This window comes from Mesorhizobium sp. Root554, assembly GCF_001427025.1.
In the GTDB taxonomy this organism is placed as follows: Bacteria; Pseudomonadota; Alphaproteobacteria; order Rhizobiales; family Rhizobiaceae; genus Mesorhizobium.
Genome location: NZ_LMGA01000001.1, coordinates 3,054,695 through 3,072,034, shown reverse-complemented (window position 1 = coordinate 3,072,034; position 17,340 = coordinate 3,054,695). Strand labels below are relative to the sequence as shown.

Genomic DNA, 17,340 nt, shown 5'->3' with positions numbered 1-17,340 from the left:
TTATCCGATCGTGCGCTCCAGCATGTTCACCCAGTTCTTCCAGGCGATCTTTTCGATCAGAGCAGTGCCGTAGCCGTGCTTGGCGAACGCCTCGATCAGCCGCGGCAGGCCGGCGGCGTCGCCGATCTCCGGTGGGATCGGGGCGCCATCGAAATCCGAGCCCAGGCCGACACCATCCTCGCCCAGCGCTTCTAGCAGGGCATCGATGTGGCGAACCATCATCTCGATGTTTGCCCCGCCAGCGCCGGGACCTTTCGGGTTGAGGAAGCCGGTGGCGAAGTTCAGCCCGACCATGCCGCCGGTGTCCCGGATCGCGCCGAGCTGCCAGTCGGTCAGATTGCGGGCATGGGCGCAGATGGCATGGACGTTGGAATGCGTCGCCACCAGTGGCGCATCCGTCAGCGCCGCCACATCGCGGAAACCCTTTTCATTGAGATGCGACAGGTCGATCAGGATTTTCAGTTCGTTGCAGGCCTTGACCAGCGCCTTGCCGGCGTCCGTCAGCCCGTCGCCGGTATCGGGCGAGGAAGGATAGCGGAAGGGGACGCCCTGGCCGAAGGCGTTAGGCCGGCTCCAGACGATGCCGAGCGAGCGCAGGCCGGCGGCGTGCAGCACTTCCAGCGCATCCAGCCTGGGGTCGATCGCCTCCGCGCCTTCGATATGGAAGATCGCCGCCATCATATCGTTGTGCATCGCGGCGCTTACCTCAGCGGCGCTGCGGCAGATTTTGAGCGCCCCTGCCCGGTCCAATTCGAGCAGGATGGCGGCCATGGCGAAGGTAAATCCGCGCGCCGCTTCCAGCGGCAGTTCCGGCGGCAGGGGTTCATCGACGCTGAGCGCGCTGGAAGCCGTGGCCCGGCGCTGTTCCAGCGGCGGCGGGAAGATCGCAAACATGCCGCCGGCCAGGCCGCCCTTGCGTGCCCGCGGCAGGTCGATGTGCCAGCTGGCCGGCGCGCCATCGACGAAAAGCCCGACCTTGTCGGCTTGCGGGTTTGCGTAAAGCTTAAGCAGCGTATCGTTGTGGCCGTCGAAGACGGGAACCCGTTTTTGGTCTGACATTATTGGCTTTCAGTCTTCAAGCTGCCGCTGAGTCGCAGGATTTTACGCTAACCTAGGCGGGTATGCCTCGCTCTGCAAAGGCCAGAACAGCGATTGGGCTTGTTGGCTGGCGCGCTTCGGTGCTGAAAGGCGCAGTAATCGGGAACACCAATATGGCCAATACACTTTACGACGCGCTTTTCCGTCCCCATGAACAGTACGAGGCGCGTTCCTGGCGCTGAAGGACGGGCGCGAGCTCAGCCATGCGCAGTTTCATCCGCATGACCGCCCTCTTTGCCAACGCACTGTCGGCCGCGCCAAGGACCTGATCATCTCTGGCGGCTACAACATCTATCCGAAAGAGGTGGAACTGCTCCTCGATGCTCTGCCGGGCGTCGGGGAATCGGCGGTGGTCGGCATGCCGATCTCGGCGAGGCGGTGGTCGGCGTCGTCAAGGCGCGTCGGGATAATCATGTGGAAGAGAAGGCGCTACTCGCCGCCATCCGCGACCAGCTCGCCCGCTTCAAGCAGCCGCGGCGCATCTTCGTCATCGATGAACTGCCCCGCAACACGATGGGCAAGGTACAGAAGAACCTGCTCAGGGAACGCTACAAGGACCTTTTCGCGTAGGCCGGGCTGGTCGTTCTGGCTAGGCCAGCCCCGCAGGCATCAGGACATCTTGTCCAGTTTCTTCTGCATGGCGGCGATCTGCTCTTTCAGCTCCTGAAGATCGTCGGCCTTCCCCGGCGCTTCCGGCTCCTGCGCATCGGGCGCGGCATTGGTGTTCCCGGCCGGCGGAAACGGCGTGAACATGCGCATGGCGTTCTGGAACATCTCGACATTGCGGCGCGTCTGTTCTTCCAGCGCCTTCATCGGCGTTGCCATCTTCATCATGTCCATCGGCGTCTTGCCGATGGCCGACTTCATCTGCTCGCGAAACCGCTCCTGCTCCTTGGAGAAGGCGACCATCGACTGCTCGAGGAAACTCGGCACGATCATCTGCATCTGGTCGCCGTAGAAGGCAATGAGCTGGCGGAGGAACGGGATCGGCAGCATGTTCTGCCCTTCCTTGTTCTCCAGTTCGAAAATGATCTGCGTCAGCACCGGATGGGTGATGTCGTCGCCGGTCTTGGCGTCCTGGACGGTGAACTCCTCGCCCTTCTTGACCATTTCGGCCAGGTCTTCGAGGGTGACGTAAGTGCTGGTCCCGGTGTTGTAGAGACGCCGGTTGGCGTATTTCTTGATCACCACCGGTTCGTCTTTCGCAGCCATCATAATCCTCCCCCGGACACCGGCGCGTAAGCCGTCGCTAATATAACGATCCAGGAAAGGATATGCGCAAAGCCGTCACAATTCCAAGCGGTTTGTGCAGTGCGGGATTTTTCCAGCGTTTTCTGCGCTGCGAAATGCTGCGCAGCATTTTTTCGGGGCCGGCTCGCCGGCGCCGGACAGCTTCCATTTCCGGTTTGACAGCCGGGCAGGAACGGGCAAAGTCTCGTTAAGTCCGAGAAACTGACAGAAGTCTGGAGAAGAATATGCCCGCTTCCAACGCCATCGTCGTAGCCAGTGCCGCGCGAACGCCCGTCGGCTCTTTCAACGGGTCGTTCGCCGCGACACCGGCCCATGAACTCGGCGCGGTGGTGATCCGCGAGCTTCTGGCGCGGGCCGGGGTCGAGCCGCATGAAGTGGACGAAGTCATTCTCGGCCAGGTGCTGACGGCCGCGCAGGGCCAGAACCCGGCGCGCCAGGCATCGATGAACGCCGGCCTGCCGAAGGAGACCACCGCCTGGAGCCTCAACCAGGTCTGTGGCTCGGGCCTGCGGGCCATCGCGCTTGGCATGCAGCAGATCGCAGCGGGCGACGCCAGGATGATCGTCGCCGGCGGGCAGGAATCCATGTCGCTGTCGCCGCATGCCCAGCACCTGCGCGCCGGGATCAAGATGGGCGACACCAAGTTGATCGACACAATGATCAAGGACGGGCTGTGGGATGCCTTCAACGGCTATCACATGGGCAACACCGCCGAGAATGTCGCCAGGCAGTTCCAGATCACCCGCGACGATCAGGACGCGTTCGCGCTTGCCTCGCAGAACAAGGCGGAGGCGGCGCAGAAGGCCGGACGGTTCAAGGACGAGATCGTCGCCGTGACACTCAAGGGCCGGAAGGGCGATACGGTCATCGACCAGGACGAATATATCCGCCATGGCGCAACCATCGATGCCATGACCAAGCTGAAGCCCGCCTTCGACAAGGACGGCACGGTGACGGCCGGCAACGCCTCCGGCATCAATGACGGCGCCGCCGGCGCCCTGCTGATGACGGAAGCCGAGGCGGTGCGGCGCGGCATCACCCCGCTGGTGCGCATAGCCTCGTGGGCGACCGCCGGCGTCGATCCGGCGATCATGGGGACCGGGCCGATCCCCGCCTCGCGCAAGGCGCTGGAAAAGGCGGGCTGGTCGGTGGGCGACCTCGATCTGGTCGAAGCCAACGAGGCCTTCGCCGCGCAGGCTTGCGCCGTCAACAAGGACATGGGCTGGAACCCCGATATCGTCAACGTCAATGGCGGGGCAATCGCCATCGGCCACCCGATCGGCGCCTCCGGCGCCCGCGTCTTCAACACGCTGGTGCATGAGATGAAGCGCCGCGGCGCGAAGAAGGGCCTCGCCACGCTGTGCATCGGCGGCGGTATGGGCGTGGCGATGTGTGTGGAAGCGATGAACTGAACGGCAGTCGGAATTAGGCAGTCGGCAGTCGGAAAAGAACGGAAAACGACTGCCCATTGCCGATTGCCAACTGCCGACTTACCACGAGGGAGGGAGAACTCATGTCCAAGGTAGCAATCGTCACGGGCGGGTCGCGCGGCATCGGCGCCGCGATCTCGGTCGCGCTTAAAAATGCCGGCTATTCCGTTGCGGCGAACTATGCCGGCAATGACGAGGCGGCGCAGAAATTCACCGCCGAGACTGGCATCAAGACCTACAAATGGTCTGTCGCCGACTATGAGGCATGCGCCGCCGGCATCAGCCGGGTCGAGGCGGATCTCGGTCAGGTCTCCGTGCTGGTCAACAATGCCGGCATCACCCGCGACGCGATGTTCCACAAGATGACGCCGCAGCAGTGGAAAGAGGTGATCGACACCAACCTCACCGGCGTGTTCAACATGACCCATCCGCTGTGGAGCGGCATGCGCGACCGCAAGTTCGGTCGTGTCATCACCATCTCCTCGATCAATGGCCAGAAGGGTCAGATGGGGCAGGCGAACTATTCGGCTTCCAAGGCCGGCGACATCGGCTTCACCAAGGCATTGGCGCAGGAAGGCGCGCGCGCCGGCATTACCGTCAACGTCATCTGCCCCGGCTACATCGCCACCGACATGGTGATGGCGGTGCCGGACAAGGTGCGCGAATCCATCATCGCCCAGATTCCGATAGGCCGCCTCGGCGAGCCCGAGGAAATCGCACGCTGCGTCGTGTTCCTCGCTTCCGAGGAAGCTGGTTTCATCACCGGTTCGACGCTCACCGCCAACGGCGGGCAATATTTTACGTAGGCAGATTGATTTAAAACGGGCCTTTCCCGGCCCGTTTCGCGTGATCGTCAGATCAAAAAGGCTAAACCAGACCGCGCTTGACCAGCATCGCCTCGGGCGAGGGCATCTTGCCGCGGAACGCCTTGTACAGTTCTTCGGGGTCCTTCGAGCCGCCGGCTGCGTAGATATTCTTGCGCAGCCTCTCGGCCAGCATCGGGTTGAACGGATCGCCGGTTTCCTCGAAGGCCGAGAATGCATCGGCATCCAGCACCTCCGACCACATGTAGGAATAGTAACCGGCCGAATAGCCGTCGCCGGCGAAGACATGGCCGAATTGCGGGGTGCGGTGGCGCATGGCGATGGTGTCGGGCATGGCGAGTTCGCGCAAAGTCTCGGCCTCGAAGGCGAGCGGCTCGGCCGGGGCATCGGCCCTGGCGTGGTAGGCCATGTCCATAAGCGCCGACGAAGTGAATTCCACGGTCAGGAAGCCGGCATCGAAGGTGCGCGCCGCCAGCATCTTGTCGAGGAGTTCCTTCGGCATCGGCTTGCCTGTCTTGACGTGCAGCGCGTGCTTTTCCAGCACCGCCGGAACCGTCAGCCAATGTTCGTAGAGCTGTGACGGCAACTCGACGAAATCGCGGCTGACCGAGGTGCCGGCAACGGAAGGCCAGGTGACGTCCGTCAGCATCCCATGCAAGGCATGGCCGAATTCGTGGAACAGCGTCCGCGCCTCGTCGACCGAGAGCAGCGCCCTCTCACCGGCCGGCGGCTTGGCGAAATTCATGATGTTGTAGATGATCGGCGTCGAGCCCTGGCCCAGCCTGTAGCCGGATCGCAGCGAACTCATCCAGGCGCCGGACCGTTTCGAGGGCCGGGCGAAATAGTCCGCCAGGAAAAGCCCGCGCTCGGAGCCGTCGGCGTTCCTGACGACGAAGGCGCGCGCGTCCGGATGCCAGAGCGGGATGCCCTTCTTTTCCTCGATCGTGATGCCGAACAACCGGTGAGCCACATCGAAGCAGGCGTCGATGATCCGGTCGAGCTGCAGATAGGGCATCAGTTCGGCGTCATCGAAGGCAAATTTCTGCGCCCGCAGTTTTTCCTGGTAGTAGCGCCAGTCCCAGGCCGAAAACTTTTCGTTGCTGCCGGCGTCGGCGGCCAGCTTTTCCATCTGCGTCTGGTCGCCACGGGCCTTCCCGAGCGCCTTTTCCCACACGGGATCGAGCAGCGCGTGGACTGCTTTCGGCGTCTTCGCCATGGTGTCGTCGAGCTTGAGCGCCGCGTAGCTTTCATAGCCCAAGAGCTTGGCCTTCTCCGCGCGACGTTCCAGCATGTCGCGGACGACCGCGGTGTTGTCGGTGGCGCCGCCATTCTGGCCGCGCATGGTGAAGGCGCGCCAGGCGGCCTCGCGCAGATCGCGCCGCTCCGAGAAACACGAAAACGGCTCGTAGATCGACCGCGACAGCGTCACCGCATAGCGGCCCTTCTGGCCGCGCAGTTCGGCCGCCTCGGCCATGGCGCTTTTCAGGAAGTCAGGCACCCCGGCAAGGTCGGCCTCGTCGAGGTACAGCGCCCATTCGCTCTCGTCGGCCAGCAGGTTCTGGCCGAATGCCGTGCCGAGCGAAGAAAGCGCCTCGTTGATCGCCGCCAGCCGCTTCTTGCCCTCGGCATCCAGTCTGGCGCCCGACCGGACGAAGCCCTTCCAGGTCTTTTCAAGGACACGCAGGGTTTCGGGGTCGAGGCCGAGACTGGCGCGGCGCTGATACAGGTCGTCAATGCGGGCAAAGAGCTGTTCGTTCATCGAGATGGCGGAGAAATGCCGTGACATCTTCGGCGCGATTTCGCGTTCCAGCGCCCGGATCGTCTCATTGGTGTGCGCGCCGGCGCGGCACCAGAAGATCGCGGAGACGCGGTCCAGCGCCTCGCCGCCTAGTTCCAGCGCCGCCAGCGTGTTTTCGACGGTCGCCTTGTCCTTGCTGTTGGCGATCTGCTCGATCTCGGCCTCATGCGCTCTCAAGGCCATGTCGAAAACCGGACCGAAATCGCCATCGCCTATCTGTTCGAAATCGGGAAGGCCGAGCGGGCCGTTCCATGCGGTCAGCGGATGCGAGGCGAGGTCGGGAGATTTGGACATTGGGAGGACTTTCAGTGACAGGGCTTGGCAATCGCGGGCCGCAACCGATGTAGGATGATGCACCGCGCTCGGCAACCTCACCGATCAGAAGCTGTCGCAGTTTTCGGCGACCGTCGCCTGGGTGCTTGCGGCGACGTGGTCGCCTTCGATGGTGAAAGTTTCCTGCATCATGATGTCGTTGGCCGGGAAGTCGTAGCATGCGGTCACGGTCGTGACGCCAGCCGCTTGGCTGTCTATCCGGTGCCGTATCGCAGCGCCCGCGACCGCGCCCTCCCATTCGTCCATCGAAGCGATGAATTCGTCCTTGCTCTGCTCGATGCCGAGATCGTCGAGCCGGATACGGGCGTTCTCGGCAAGAAGCTCGGAAAGGACCGCGCGATCGGCGGTGAGCAGGGCGCCATACCATTTGCCGATGACCGCCGCGTCATCCGCGCGTACCGGACCTGCTGCCGTAAGCAGCACGATCGACAGGTAAAGGAGGCGCAGCAACGCGGGAGCCATAGCCGCAGCCTATGACGGTTCGACGCCGAACAGAAGATGTCAGTCGATTTCCGGCTTTTCGAAATCGCCGGTCTGCGTGTTCATTGCCCACAATTCGCCGGTGGAAATGTCGAACCAGGCGCCGTGAAGCGCCAGCCGGCCCTTGCCTTCCAGGATCGAGATGCAGGGAAACGTCCGCAGATTGGCGATCGAATAGCGGATGGAGATACGCTCGAGCGCGGTATGACGCTCGCCGGCCGTCATCATCGTCGATGCCGAAACGGTTTCGGCAGCCGGGCCGATCAGGCTCATCCATTTGCCGATGAAGTCACCGGGCGACAGCGGGGATGAAGCCGGATCGAGCGCCGCCTTTATGCCGCCGCAGCGGCCATGGCCCATGACGACGATGTTCTTGACCTTGAGGACCTGCACCGCGAACTCGAGCGCCGCTGAAGTGGAATGGAACTCGCCATCGGGTGCATAGGGCGGCACGAGGTTGGCCACATTGCGGACGACGAACAATTCGCCCGGCCCGGCGTCGAAGATGACTTCGGGCGCCGAACGGGAATCGCAGCAGGCAATGATCATGCTTTCCGGCGTCTGTCCCTCGCGGGCCAGCGACCGGTAGCGGCTGCCCTCTGTGACATAGCGACCGGTAATGAAATTGCGGTAGCCGGTGAGGAGGTGTTCGGGCAAATGAGGCATCGGCGGCTATTAAGGCGAAAAGTGCGTGCCGATCAATCCTGAATCGTGCAGGCCTTGATCCGGACAAGCGGTGACGACACCATCGAGCCGTGCTCACGCCCAGATGGCGATCGGAACGCCAAGGCCGTCCTTCATGGGCGGATCCGGAAAGGAAACGGCGTCGCCATCGGCGATGCGCCGCGCTATCGCAGCCATCGCCGTGGCGTCGAGGAAGTCATCGGTCCCAGCTCCACGTGGCGGCGGCATGTCGAGAAAGGCGCGATCATAGCCACAACGGCCAAGCAGCGCCTTGCGCTCTTCCATCCCCGAAGGATTGACGGCGCCTTTGATTTTCTTCGGCAACTGCATCGCCCTGCCGCCATTGAGCCGCCAGAACGCAACTTCCGGGTGGGACTCGAAGATGCGGGTCCGCAGGTCCGGCCGGGCGATCAGCAGGGCGTCGATCTCACGGATCCTGGCGAACAAACCGAAAGCCTGAATGGATACGCCGCGCGGCGGGTCGGAGGTCGCCCTGGCGACGAGGCTTGCTCGCCGATGCGCGGCATACCAGGTTTCGATGTCCGTGAAGGCATCTGCCTCAGCGTAGATTGCCGCGCGCGATGGAATGGCAAAGACGCTCGACTGCCGCGCGCCGAGAAGCGGGCGCACCAGAATTTCGGGTCCACGCCCGCTGCGTCCGCAGGTTTCCGGAAGACCGATCGGCATGTCGACCGCGACGATGGCGTCATCCGGCAGCGTCGCGATCAATTCGGCGAAGACGGGAAACACGGCAGTCGTGGGAGGATCGTCGCCTTCATGGCGCACCATTATCCATCCGGCCTTGCAGCCATCCACACCAGCCAGCGTTGGAGCCATGCCCATCCTGCCAGTCTAAGCCAGCTTGTTGCGGCCTGGATGCAGCAGATGGCGGAGTTGAACCATGGCCATGGGATGCGAGAGGCTTTGAGCGTCCGTTTCAAGCTGCAGTTCGTCGCCGCCGCGCTTGGCGGTGCGGGCGAGAATTTCGTACACGGCGGCGGTGGTGGTTTGCAGCGCCTTGGCCGGCGGTTGGCCCGACATGATACGCGCCAGGTAGATGGCGGCGGTCAGGTCACCCAGCCCGTTGGGCGGCTGCGCGATCACCCGGTGTTCGGCAAGCAGCGCATGGCTGGAATCGAGCAGCAGATTGCCGGTGCCGCCAGCCATCATCGACTGCGCCGACGTGACCAGCATCGTCGGTGGTCCGGCGTGAAGCGCGGCGGCGATGGTGGATTTCAGATCCGGCAGTTCCACACCCGTCAGCCATTCCAGTTCGTAGCGGTTCGGCGTCGCAATATCGGCGAGCGGGATCAGTCTGTCGCGGAGCGCGATCGCCGTCGGCTCGGGAACATAAAGTCCGTCGGAATCTCCGAGGACCGGATCGCAGATATAGAGGGATGCAGGGTTCCTCGTCTTCACTGCCCGGACCAGACCCGCCACGGCGTCGGCCTGGGATGCGTCGCCGAGGTAACCCGAAAGCACTGCGCCGACTTCACCCAGCCATGGCGCGCGTTCAAGGTCGGCCATCAAAGCGGTAAATTGTTCCGCCGGCGGAACGATCCTTGTCGCCCGCCCATGTCCGGGGTGCCATGGCAGGATCACCGTGGGTACCGCCCATACCGGAAAACCGAGACATTCCAGGGCGAAAACGGCAGCGCGGTTGCCGACCGACCCGCGCGCAACATGACTGGAAACAACAATGACGGCGCGCGGGGCGTCGGTGGTTTCGGCGCTCATTCTCAAGCCTTATCCCCGGTTGAAAATAAAATAGACCAGCCACGCCAGCATGGCGACCGCGAGCAGGAGTCCGAGGGCTCTGCCAATGCGCGTTCCCCAATATTCTATTTTGTCGGCAGGGTCGACATCGGCGGCGGCGACATGATTGTGCGCACCCTTCGCCGCCTTGCCCAGAAGCGAGCCGCCAGGATCGGTCTCGCGCTGAATGCGCTCGAGAATGCGGCGCGATTCCCGTTCATCGTCGCTGCGTCCAGCCATCACGAATCCTCATTGAAAGAACCAGTGTAGAGGGTTGCGGGCGTCTGTCACGTGGGCTCTACCGGATGCAACGGGGGTCATTTCCTTGCGCGTGGTTTGTGCTAAAGCTTCGCACTACAGTCCACGAGGAAAACAGTCATGCTCGCCGCGCGTCATTCTTCGCTTCCGTCGCTTCGCAGTCTTTTGTCGTTCCTGACACTGGCGGTTCTGCTGCCGCTGCTCGCCGGTTGCGGCTACAACACCATTCCGACCGCCGAGGAAAACGCCAAGGCGGCCTGGAGCGAAGTGCTGAACCAGTATCAGCGCCGCGCCGATCTCATTCCCAATCTCGTCGAGACGGTGAAGGGATACGCGTCGCATGAGCAGGACACGCTACAGGCCGTGGTCGAAGCGCGCGCCAAGGCAACGCAGGTGACGGTGACGCCGGAGACACTTTCGGACCCCGAGGCCTTCAAAAAGTTCCAGGACAGCCAATCCGGCCTGACCAGCGCGCTGTCGCGCCTGCTCGCCATCACCGAGAACTATCCCGACCTCAAGGCCAACCAGAACTTCCTTGCGCTGCAGGCGCAGCTCGAAGGCACCGAGAACCGCATCGCCGTTGCGCGCCGCGACTACATCCAGGCGGTCCGCGACTACAATCTGACCCTGCGGACCTTCCCCTCGGTGATCTGGGCGACGTTGTGGTTCCGCGGCAACCAGCCGTTCCAGACCTTCACGATCGAGCAGGACAAGATGGAGACGCCGAAGGTCGATTTCGGCACCGGCGCCAAGCAGGGCGGTTGAGTATTCGCGTGCATGCGTGACAGTCATGCCGGATAGCTTCGACTGGCGATTTTCGCCCTTGCTTCATAGCAGGAGAAGGATGCCCGTCGGCATTCGGCTGATGGCGTTCGCGCTGGCTTGCCTCCTTTTTCCGCTCGTCGCATTCGCGCAGGACCTGCCGAAGCTGACAGGGCGGGTCGTCGACAATGCCGGCATTATCGACGCCGCCACCGAGGTACTGCTTACCCAGAAGCTGGCCGACTTCGAAAAGAAAGGATCCGACCAGATTGTCGTCGCCACTGTCGACAGCCTGAACGGCGAAGAGATCGAGCCCTACGCCAACCGCCTGTTCCGTGACTGGGGTCTCGGCCAGGCGGGCGAGGACAATGGGGCGCTGCTTCTGGTCGCGAAGAACGACCGCAAGATGCGCATCGAGGTCGGCTACGGCCTGGAAGGCACGCTGACCGACCTGCATACGAAGCTGATCATCGAAAACGACATGGTGCCGGCATTCCGCGCCGGTGACTTCTCCGGCGGTATATCGAAGGCCGTTGATGACATGATCATGGTGCTGGAAGGCAATCCGGAGGAGCTGGAGGCGCGCGGCAAGCGCAACCCCGACACATCCATCGATCCCGATGCCATCATCTTCTTCATTTTCATCGCCATCTGGCTCACCATTTTCTTCGGCAGCTTCGCCATGGCCATCCTGCCGCCGATCCTGGGCACGAAGATCGCACCGGGCCGGTACAGGTGGCTGGGCATGACCTTCGACACCAATAGAAAGCGCTCCTCTTCCGGTGGCTCGTGGACCACAGGCGGCGGTGGTTGGTCGTCCGGCGGCGGCGGCTGGTCTTCGGGTGGTGGAGGCGGCGGCTTTTCGGGCGGTGGCGGCTCGTCCGGCGGCGGCGGATCTTCGGGGAGCTGGTGAACGATGGCGACACGTCCGATCACCGCCGAAGAGCATGCGCGCATCACCGCCGCTATCCGGGCGGCCGAGCAACAGACCGACGGCGAAATCTACTGCGTCGTGGCGCGCGCCAGCGACAATTATTTCTATCCGGCCGCTTTCACCGCAACTCTTGCCATGCTGATCGTTTCCCTGTTGCTGACGATTGGCATCGAGGCCTGGTGGCTGTCGGTGCGGCTGCCGTATTTCGTTTCGGCCCAAGGCCTGGCGATCCTGTGCGTCTTTGCGCTCCTATGGGCTTTCCCAGGTCTCAGGATCCACCTCGTGCCGCGGCGGCTCCGCTATCAGGCGGCGCATGCCAACGCGGTCAAGCAGTTTCTTGCCCGCAACGTCCATCTCACGAGCGCGCGCACCGGCGTGCTCATCTTCGTCTCGCTGGCCGAGCGCTACGCCGAGGTCGTGGCCGACAATGGGATTGACGGCCGCGTCGGCCAGCATGTCTGGGACGGTGTCGTGCGCGACCTCATCGCTCACGCCCGCGGCGACCGTCTGGCCGATGGGTTCGTCACGGCAGTTGCAACGGTCGGTTCGGTGCTGGCGGAGCATTTTCCCGTATCGCCGGGCGATACCAACGAGCTCGACGACCATCTGGTCGAAATCTAGCCTCTAGTCTCCGGCGATAAGGCGTTGCGCAGCGTTCCGCCGCAGCGCGTCGCCATCTCTACCCATAGCCCTGTGCGAATTGACGCCGGACTCTTTGCAAGCGCGCAACGTCGGGCTATGGTTAACAAATCATGAACACGTTGACGATCGACATCAGGAAGGCCGAACCGCGTGACGCGCGGGAGATCGCCGACGTGCACATGGAGGCCTGGCGCGGCGCCTATGCCGGCATCATTCCGCACCGGGCGCTGTCTTCCATGATCAACCGCCGGGGCGCCGACTGGTGGGCGAACGCGATACGCCGCGCCGCCACCGTTCTGGTCGTCGAGATCGGCGGCAACATTGCCGGCTATGCCACCATAGGCCGCAACCGCGCCCGCGAACTCAGGCAGCAGGGCGAGATCTACGAGCTCTATTTGCGCCCCGAATATCAGGGCATCGGCCTCGGCAGCAGGCTTTTCGCCGCCGCGCGCCGGGCGCTTGCCGATAACGGCCTGCGGGGCATGGTTGTATGGGCGCTCGAGGACAACGCCAACGCGCTGGCCTTCTACACCGGCGCCGGCGGCCGCGATATCGCCGAGGGGGTCGAGATCTTCGAGCAGAGGGCCTTGAAGAAGATCGCTTTCGTCTGGGAATAGACAAGCCGGTGACCGGTGGCGCTTTCGCCGCATTGCACCGCAGCATTTGTCCCTCTATCGATTGCACAAGAGAGGGAGCAAGCCATGCGCATCGAAGCGATAGCCATCGGGAAGAACCCGCCCGACGACGTCAACGTCATTGTTGAAGTTCCTGTCGGCGGCGAGCCGATCAAGTATGAGATGGACAAGGCCGCCGGCGCGCTCTTCGTCGATCGTTTCCTGCACACGCCAATGCGCTATCCCGGCAATTACGGCTTCGTGCCGCACACCCTGTCCGGCGATGGTGATCCGATCGACGTGCTGGTGTGCAACACGCGAGAGCTGATCCCCGGCTGCATCGTCAATGTGCGGCCCATCGGCGTTCTCATCATGGAAGACAATGCCGGCCAGGACGAGAAGGTCATCGCCGTCCCGTCGCCGCATCTCACCAAGCGTTACGAGAAGGTGTTCAACTACACCGACCTGCCGCAAATCACACTGGACCAGGTCACGCACTTCTTCGAGCACTACAAGGATCTTGAACCCGGCAAATGGGTCAAGATTGCCGGTTGGCACGATGCCACCTATGCCAAGAAGATGATCGTCGAGGCAATCGAGCGGGCCAAGGGCAAGTAGACCGCGCCTTTTCTGCCTTTTGCCGCTGGCAATGGCACAGTCCCGCGTTCCCGGCGGCGCGTTTTTCGTGCGCCAGGTTCTGGAAAGCCGTTGTTTGTCAGGCATGAATGCGACGCCAGCCAGATTGACTTCATGAGGTGTCAGGCGCGAACGACAACGTCTGACGGCCTTCCGGCCTGGCAGGCCCGTGCCATCCGGCCCGCGGATGGGCCGCTCGGCGAAGCGCCGACCGCCGCGCCAACAATACACACAGCGCAAGCGCCAGCGCCCGCAAACTCCCGGCGAGACGCACAGCATCGCCGGCCGTTTCCGGTGCTTCCGCTGGCCCATCTGCCGGCATCGGCGCTCCGGTCGCCAGAGCGATGACGAAGGGGCGGGCCACGGCCTCGCCATGGCTCAGGATTTCGAGCACCTGCCGGCGGCGGCGGTAAGGCGCACAGGCGGCAAGGTCGGCGAGATCGGCGAGAACGAAAAGCAGCGCCGCGATGCGCTCCAGCACATCGCGGCTCCAATCTGCTTCCCAGGTCCCCATCCCATCCTCCGTTTCGATTGGGCAGAAGTATGGGAGAGGTTTTCGGGGTGTGGACAGATTTTTTGCGGGAGCGGCGCGATTCCTCCCCTCAAGGGAAGGCGCCACACCGTCTCAATTGTCCACCCGGCCGAACGCCGGAACCGCGCCGATCGTCACGCGCTGGTCCTTGCCGCAGGTGAAGGCGCGCACCTTTTCGTCCGCCAGCTTCTGCGCCGCCGCGTTGGCGTCCGGAACGCCGCTGGCCAGCACCAGCCCGACCGTGCAGCCCTGCTTCTCCTCCGGCTGGCCGACTTTCGAGACCACCAGCACCTCGATCTTCTTGTCCGACCCATCGGCGCTGGCGACGGAACGGCGATGGATGGTGGCAAAGGGCACGGCGATATCGCCATCGGTCTCGATGCGCCATTCGATCCTTGGACCGCCGGAATTGAAACCGACGAAGCTCTCCCAAACCGCCGTCATGTCGGCGGCCGGAAAGCCGTAGTAAAGCGATTCCCGCGCATCGTCATAGGCGATCATCACCGGATAGCCGCGATAGCCCGAGCAGACGAGGTCGGACCAGTCGCCCTCGCCCTCCTCCGCCTGGGCGTAAGTGGCGCAGTCCGTCTTCCAGTCGAGATCGGTATAGGCGCTCGAAATGTCGCCCGCCCGGGCGACGCTGCAAAAACCGACTGCGGCAAGGATCAAGATCAGCAAGCGCATGCGGACATCCCCATCGCAATGGCTTCGCAGATTATCGCTCAAACGACGACGGCGCTAGCGTGTCGGCAGACCCGCGATCCGGTCAATCAACACGGCCGGATCGCCGGCGATATGCAGGGTCTTCAGCCGCGCGGTGTCACCGGCGACAACGGATATCGCCGACGTTGGTGTTCCGAGCGCCTTGGCGACAAGCCCGATGAGCGCCGCGTTGGCGAGACCCTTCTCGGGCACAGCGCGCACGCGGACCTTGAGATGACTGCGGCCGTCGGCGGTTTCTTCCACGCCCTCAAGCCTGTCGAGCGAGGATTTCGGCGTCAGCCGCACAAACAGATCGATGCCGTCGCTGCGAAGCCGGAACGGTGCCCTCACAATCAGCCGAGCAGAGCCGGGGCTATAGTGTAGATGATGAACTGCTCCAGGAAGAACAGGATCAGCAGGAGAATGATCGGCGAGATGTCGATGCCGCCGAGGTCGGGTATAAAGCGGCGTATGGGCCGCAGGGCCGGCTCGGTAAGACGGTAGAGCGCATTGCCGATCGTGCCGACGAACTGATTGCGCGGGTTGACGACATTGAAGGCATAGAGCCAGGAAAAGACGGCCGAGGCGATAATGATCCACCAGTAGATATTCAGCGCCATAAGAATGGTTTGAATGAGGGCGTACATACCGGTCTCCGATTGTTGCCGACATGTAGCCACTGCAGCCGAATGCGGCAAGAGCAGGCTCGCCTGAAGTGTCTTGTGGGGCCCAAGCCGTTGCAATGTGGGCCCGACGACGGCCTTTCCTTCCAATATTTCCGCACTTTCAGCGAACACGGCACGAACGCGGGAGTGCATCGAGATCATTCCAGGTCCAGCTTGCTCTGAGGATAAGGGTCCTTGATGGAGCTCGCTTGTCACCGGCAATGCTTGCTTGACAGCTGCCCGGCCGGCCACATAAATGCGCCATCCGCTGGACGGGGCTGTAGCTCAGCTGGGAGAGCGCGTCGTTCGCAATGACGAGGTCAGGGGTTCGATCCCCCTCAGCTCCACCACCGGCGGGTCACCGTATTGATGGTTACGAAGTGTCTCGGGCAGCGTCGTGCGCTTGTCGACAGCGAACCCATAGGTTCGACCGTTGATCCGGAGTCGTGTGTCCATGAAGGAATGTCCTTTAGCCCCATGCTCATGACGCGCCGACCCCAGCATCGTGGTGGTGGCGCAACCGTTGCGCGGACTGGTCCCTCGTGAGCAGCTGGGGTCGTCGTCCGGTCATGCCTGGCCTCATGCGGAGCATGACGAGAAGCGATGACCTGCCGTTCTGTTTCTTGCCATGACGCATTCGATCTCCCTGCCGACTCGTGGTTGCCGCACTGAAATATTAGTGTAATGATCGTACTGGCGTGCATGCGGAAGAGTTGATGCCTCGTCAAAATGACTGGAAATCGCAGGGATACACGGGATCGATAGCTTTTTGCGTTGCCCTCAATGCCTGCATCACGGCCGCCTTTTCCGCCACGCTGCCGATTTTCCTGACGGTAAAGCTTGGCGCCACCTACTTCGATGCAAGCCTTTTCATGGTAGCGGGGACGCTCGCTTCTTCGGCCGCCGTCTATATGCTGGGCAGGATCGGCGACGTACCGCGACTGCGCTACCCCATCACGATAGCAACCGCCCTTTGCGGACTGGCCGGCAGCCTGTGCCTGGCTTTGGCGACCAACTACTGGGTCTATTTTCTCGTCTTCGCGTCCCTGATCGCGATAGCGGGGAGCCTGTTCTCGCAACTGATGGCGCTTGCCTTCATTAACGACCGGTCTTCGACCGGCTTTATCCGCGCGCTGGCAAGCGCCGGCTGGGTGGCGGGACCGCCTTTCGGGGGGCTCATTGCCACCGTCTACTCACAGGCCGCCGTGTTCTACGCGGCGGCCGCGGCCTATGCGCTGCTGGCGGTTTTCATCGTCGGGACCAAGGCTTTCTTTTCCCAGAAAACCCCGTTTGCAGCGGAATCCGCGAAGCCGGCCCCACAAGGGACGTCCGGGCAGGAGTCGATCGTCCTCACCGTGCTCACACTGTCGTCCGTGCACCTGCTGATTTCAATCTGCGCGCTCGGCATACCGTGGCGGCTCGTACAGATCGGCGGGACGGAATTTCATGTCGGACTGGCCTTCTCGATCGCGGCCGCCATCGAGGTCCCGATCATCGCCGGCTCGAACGCCATAAGGAACCGGTTCGGCTATGCGAGGATACTGCTCCTCTCATGCGCCCTGCTTTGCGTCTATTTCCTGACCGCCGCGCTGATGGAAAATCTGTTCGGATTGATTTCCCTCAGCGTGATCAACGGCATCGTCACCGGTACCATGATGGGTCTCAGCCTGATCGTTCTTCAGGAGCGGCTGGCCGACCGGCCCGCCCACGCCAGCTCGATCTACTCCAACATCCTCCGGCTGTCCTATGTCGGCGCTCTTCTGGTCGCGGGCGTGATCGCGCAGATCATTTCAGTCGTCGCCATCTTCTGGATAGCGGGCGTTATGGCGTTTTGCCTGTGCGTCGGACTGGTCGTCTGGCGGCCGTTCGGCTCCATGGACGCCTTCGCGGCAGAGACTCCGCGGCACGGGCAATCCTGACCTTGCCAAGCAGAGGCGCTGCA

The 17,340-nt window shown here is 62.9% G+C and carries 20 protein-coding genes, 1 tRNA gene and 1 pseudogene; 10 read left to right on the top strand and 12 right to left on the bottom strand.

Features of this window, described 5'->3' with window-relative positions; all coding sequences use genetic code 11:
- Positions 1-1,059, bottom strand: coding sequence for a dipeptidase (locus ASD44_RS14935; RefSeq protein ID WP_056113573.1), 1,059 nt, complete (start codon positions 1,057-1,059; stop codon positions 1-3).
- Positions 1,060-1,345: 286 nt separating this feature from the next.
- On the opposite strand from ASD44_RS14935, the pseudogene ASD44_RS18230 reads away from it, so the two are divergent.
- A pseudogene (locus ASD44_RS18230) lies at positions 1,346-1,668 on the top strand (malonyl-CoA synthase); the annotation flags it as partial.
- 39 nt (positions 1,669-1,707) lie between these two features.
- On the opposite strand, the gene phaR reads toward ASD44_RS18230, so the two are convergent.
- Entirely contained in the window at positions 1,708-2,310 is a 603-nt protein-coding gene (gene phaR / locus ASD44_RS14925) for a polyhydroxyalkanoate synthesis repressor PhaR (RefSeq protein ID WP_056113568.1), read from the bottom strand.
- A gap of 263 nt (positions 2,311-2,573) precedes the next feature.
- Here phaR and ASD44_RS14920 point away from each other — a divergent pair, with 263 nt between their 5' ends.
- Together ASD44_RS14920 and ASD44_RS14915 are read left to right on the top strand one after the other, a co-directional pair.
- Entirely contained in the window at positions 2,574-3,761 is a 1,188-nt protein-coding gene (locus ASD44_RS14920) for an acetyl-CoA C-acetyltransferase (RefSeq protein WP_056113565.1), read from the top strand.
- 101 nt (positions 3,762-3,862) lie between these two features.
- The gene (locus ASD44_RS14915) at positions 3,863-4,585 is read left to right on the top strand and encodes a beta-ketoacyl-ACP reductase (RefSeq protein ID WP_056113562.1); all 723 of its coding nucleotides are present in this window, start codon (positions 3,863-3,865) and stop codon (positions 4,583-4,585) included.
- 61 nt (positions 4,586-4,646) lie between these two features.
- On the opposite strand, the gene ASD44_RS14910 is transcribed toward ASD44_RS14915, so the two are convergent.
- From ASD44_RS14910 to ASD44_RS14885, 6 genes are all read right to left on the bottom strand, one after another.
- On the bottom strand, positions 4,647-6,695 hold the full coding sequence (locus ASD44_RS14910; protein ID WP_056113558.1) for a M3 family metallopeptidase: 2,049 nt from the start codon (positions 6,693-6,695) through the stop codon (positions 4,647-4,649).
- Between the two features lie 84 nt (positions 6,696-6,779).
- Positions 6,780-7,196: a hypothetical protein gene (locus tag ASD44_RS14905; RefSeq protein ID WP_056113555.1), complete on the bottom strand. Its 417-nt coding sequence runs from the start codon at positions 7,194-7,196 to the stop codon at positions 6,780-6,782.
- A gap of 39 nt (positions 7,197-7,235) precedes the next feature.
- Positions 7,236-7,880 carry a carbonic anhydrase gene (locus ASD44_RS14900; RefSeq protein WP_056113552.1) on the bottom strand — a complete coding sequence of 215 codons (645 nt, stop codon included), beginning with the start codon at positions 7,878-7,880 and terminating at the stop codon, positions 7,236-7,238.
- A 93-nt stretch (positions 7,881-7,973) separates the two neighbouring features.
- A complete protein-coding gene (locus ASD44_RS14895) occupies positions 7,974-8,741 on the bottom strand; it encodes a DUF429 domain-containing protein (protein WP_156459858.1) in 768 nt (255 codons plus the stop codon).
- 9 nt (positions 8,742-8,750) lie between these two features.
- Positions 8,751-9,635, bottom strand: a complete 885-nt coding sequence (gene pdxY, locus ASD44_RS14890) for a pyridoxal kinase PdxY (protein ID WP_056113547.1) — start codon at positions 9,633-9,635, stop codon at positions 8,751-8,753.
- Between the two features lie 9 nt (positions 9,636-9,644).
- Positions 9,645-9,893: a hypothetical protein gene (locus ASD44_RS14885; protein WP_056113544.1), complete on the bottom strand. Its 249-nt coding sequence runs from the start codon at positions 9,891-9,893 to the stop codon at positions 9,645-9,647.
- A gap of 138 nt (positions 9,894-10,031) precedes the next feature.
- Here ASD44_RS14885 and ASD44_RS14880 point away from each other — a divergent pair, with 138 nt between their 5' ends.
- The 5 genes from ASD44_RS14880 to ppa all read left to right on the top strand — a co-directional run bounded on the left by ASD44_RS14880 (position 10,032) and on the right by ppa (position 13,481).
- The gene (locus tag ASD44_RS14880) at positions 10,032-10,676 is read left to right on the top strand and encodes a LemA family protein (protein WP_056113542.1); all 645 of its coding nucleotides are present in this window, start codon (positions 10,032-10,034) and stop codon (positions 10,674-10,676) included.
- Positions 10,677-10,755: 79 nt separating this feature from the next.
- Positions 10,756-11,586 carry a YgcG family protein gene (locus ASD44_RS14875; RefSeq protein WP_056113540.1) on the top strand — a complete coding sequence of 277 codons (831 nt, stop codon included), beginning with the start codon at positions 10,756-10,758 and terminating at the stop codon, positions 11,584-11,586.
- A 3-nt stretch (positions 11,587-11,589) separates the two neighbouring features.
- Positions 11,590-12,228 carry a TPM domain-containing protein gene (locus tag ASD44_RS14870; RefSeq protein WP_056113537.1) on the top strand — a complete coding sequence of 213 codons (639 nt, stop codon included), beginning with the start codon at positions 11,590-11,592 and terminating at the stop codon, positions 12,226-12,228.
- Between the two features lie 131 nt (positions 12,229-12,359).
- Positions 12,360-12,866: a GNAT family N-acetyltransferase gene (locus tag ASD44_RS14865; protein ID WP_056113534.1), complete on the top strand. Its 507-nt coding sequence runs from the start codon at positions 12,360-12,362 to the stop codon at positions 12,864-12,866.
- An 84-nt stretch (positions 12,867-12,950) separates the two neighbouring features.
- Positions 12,951-13,481 carry an inorganic diphosphatase gene (gene ppa / locus ASD44_RS14860; protein WP_056113530.1) on the top strand — a complete coding sequence of 177 codons (531 nt, stop codon included), beginning with the start codon at positions 12,951-12,953 and terminating at the stop codon, positions 13,479-13,481.
- A gap of 130 nt (positions 13,482-13,611) precedes the next feature.
- On the opposite strand, the gene ASD44_RS14855 is transcribed toward ppa, so the two are convergent.
- The 4 genes from ASD44_RS14855 to ASD44_RS14840 form a co-directional block, all read right to left on the bottom strand.
- Complete coding sequence (locus ASD44_RS14855) at positions 13,612-14,013, bottom strand: hypothetical protein (protein WP_056113527.1); 402 nt, start codon at positions 14,011-14,013, stop codon at positions 13,612-13,614.
- 111 nt (positions 14,014-14,124) lie between these two features.
- Positions 14,125-14,715 (bottom strand): hypothetical protein, encoded by a 591-nt coding sequence (locus ASD44_RS14850; RefSeq protein WP_056113524.1) that lies wholly within the window; start codon positions 14,713-14,715, stop codon positions 14,125-14,127.
- Between the two features lie 54 nt (positions 14,716-14,769).
- Entirely contained in the window at positions 14,770-15,084 is a 315-nt protein-coding gene (locus ASD44_RS14845) for a DUF167 family protein (RefSeq protein ID WP_056113521.1), read from the bottom strand.
- 2 nt (positions 15,085-15,086) lie between these two features.
- Positions 15,087-15,380: a YggT family protein gene (locus tag ASD44_RS14840; RefSeq protein ID WP_056113517.1), complete on the bottom strand. Its 294-nt coding sequence runs from the start codon at positions 15,378-15,380 to the stop codon at positions 15,087-15,089.
- Between the two features lie 292 nt (positions 15,381-15,672).
- Between ASD44_RS14840 and ASD44_RS14835 the strand changes: the two genes are divergently transcribed.
- Together ASD44_RS14835 and ASD44_RS14830 are read left to right on the top strand one after the other, a co-directional pair.
- Positions 15,673-15,748: transfer RNA gene (locus ASD44_RS14835), tRNA-Ala, on the top strand.
- 366 nt (positions 15,749-16,114) lie between these two features.
- Complete coding sequence (locus ASD44_RS14830) at positions 16,115-17,317, top strand: MFS transporter (RefSeq protein ID WP_056206836.1); 1,203 nt, start codon at positions 16,115-16,117, stop codon at positions 17,315-17,317.
- The last annotated feature ends 23 nt before the right edge of the window (positions 17,318-17,340 follow it).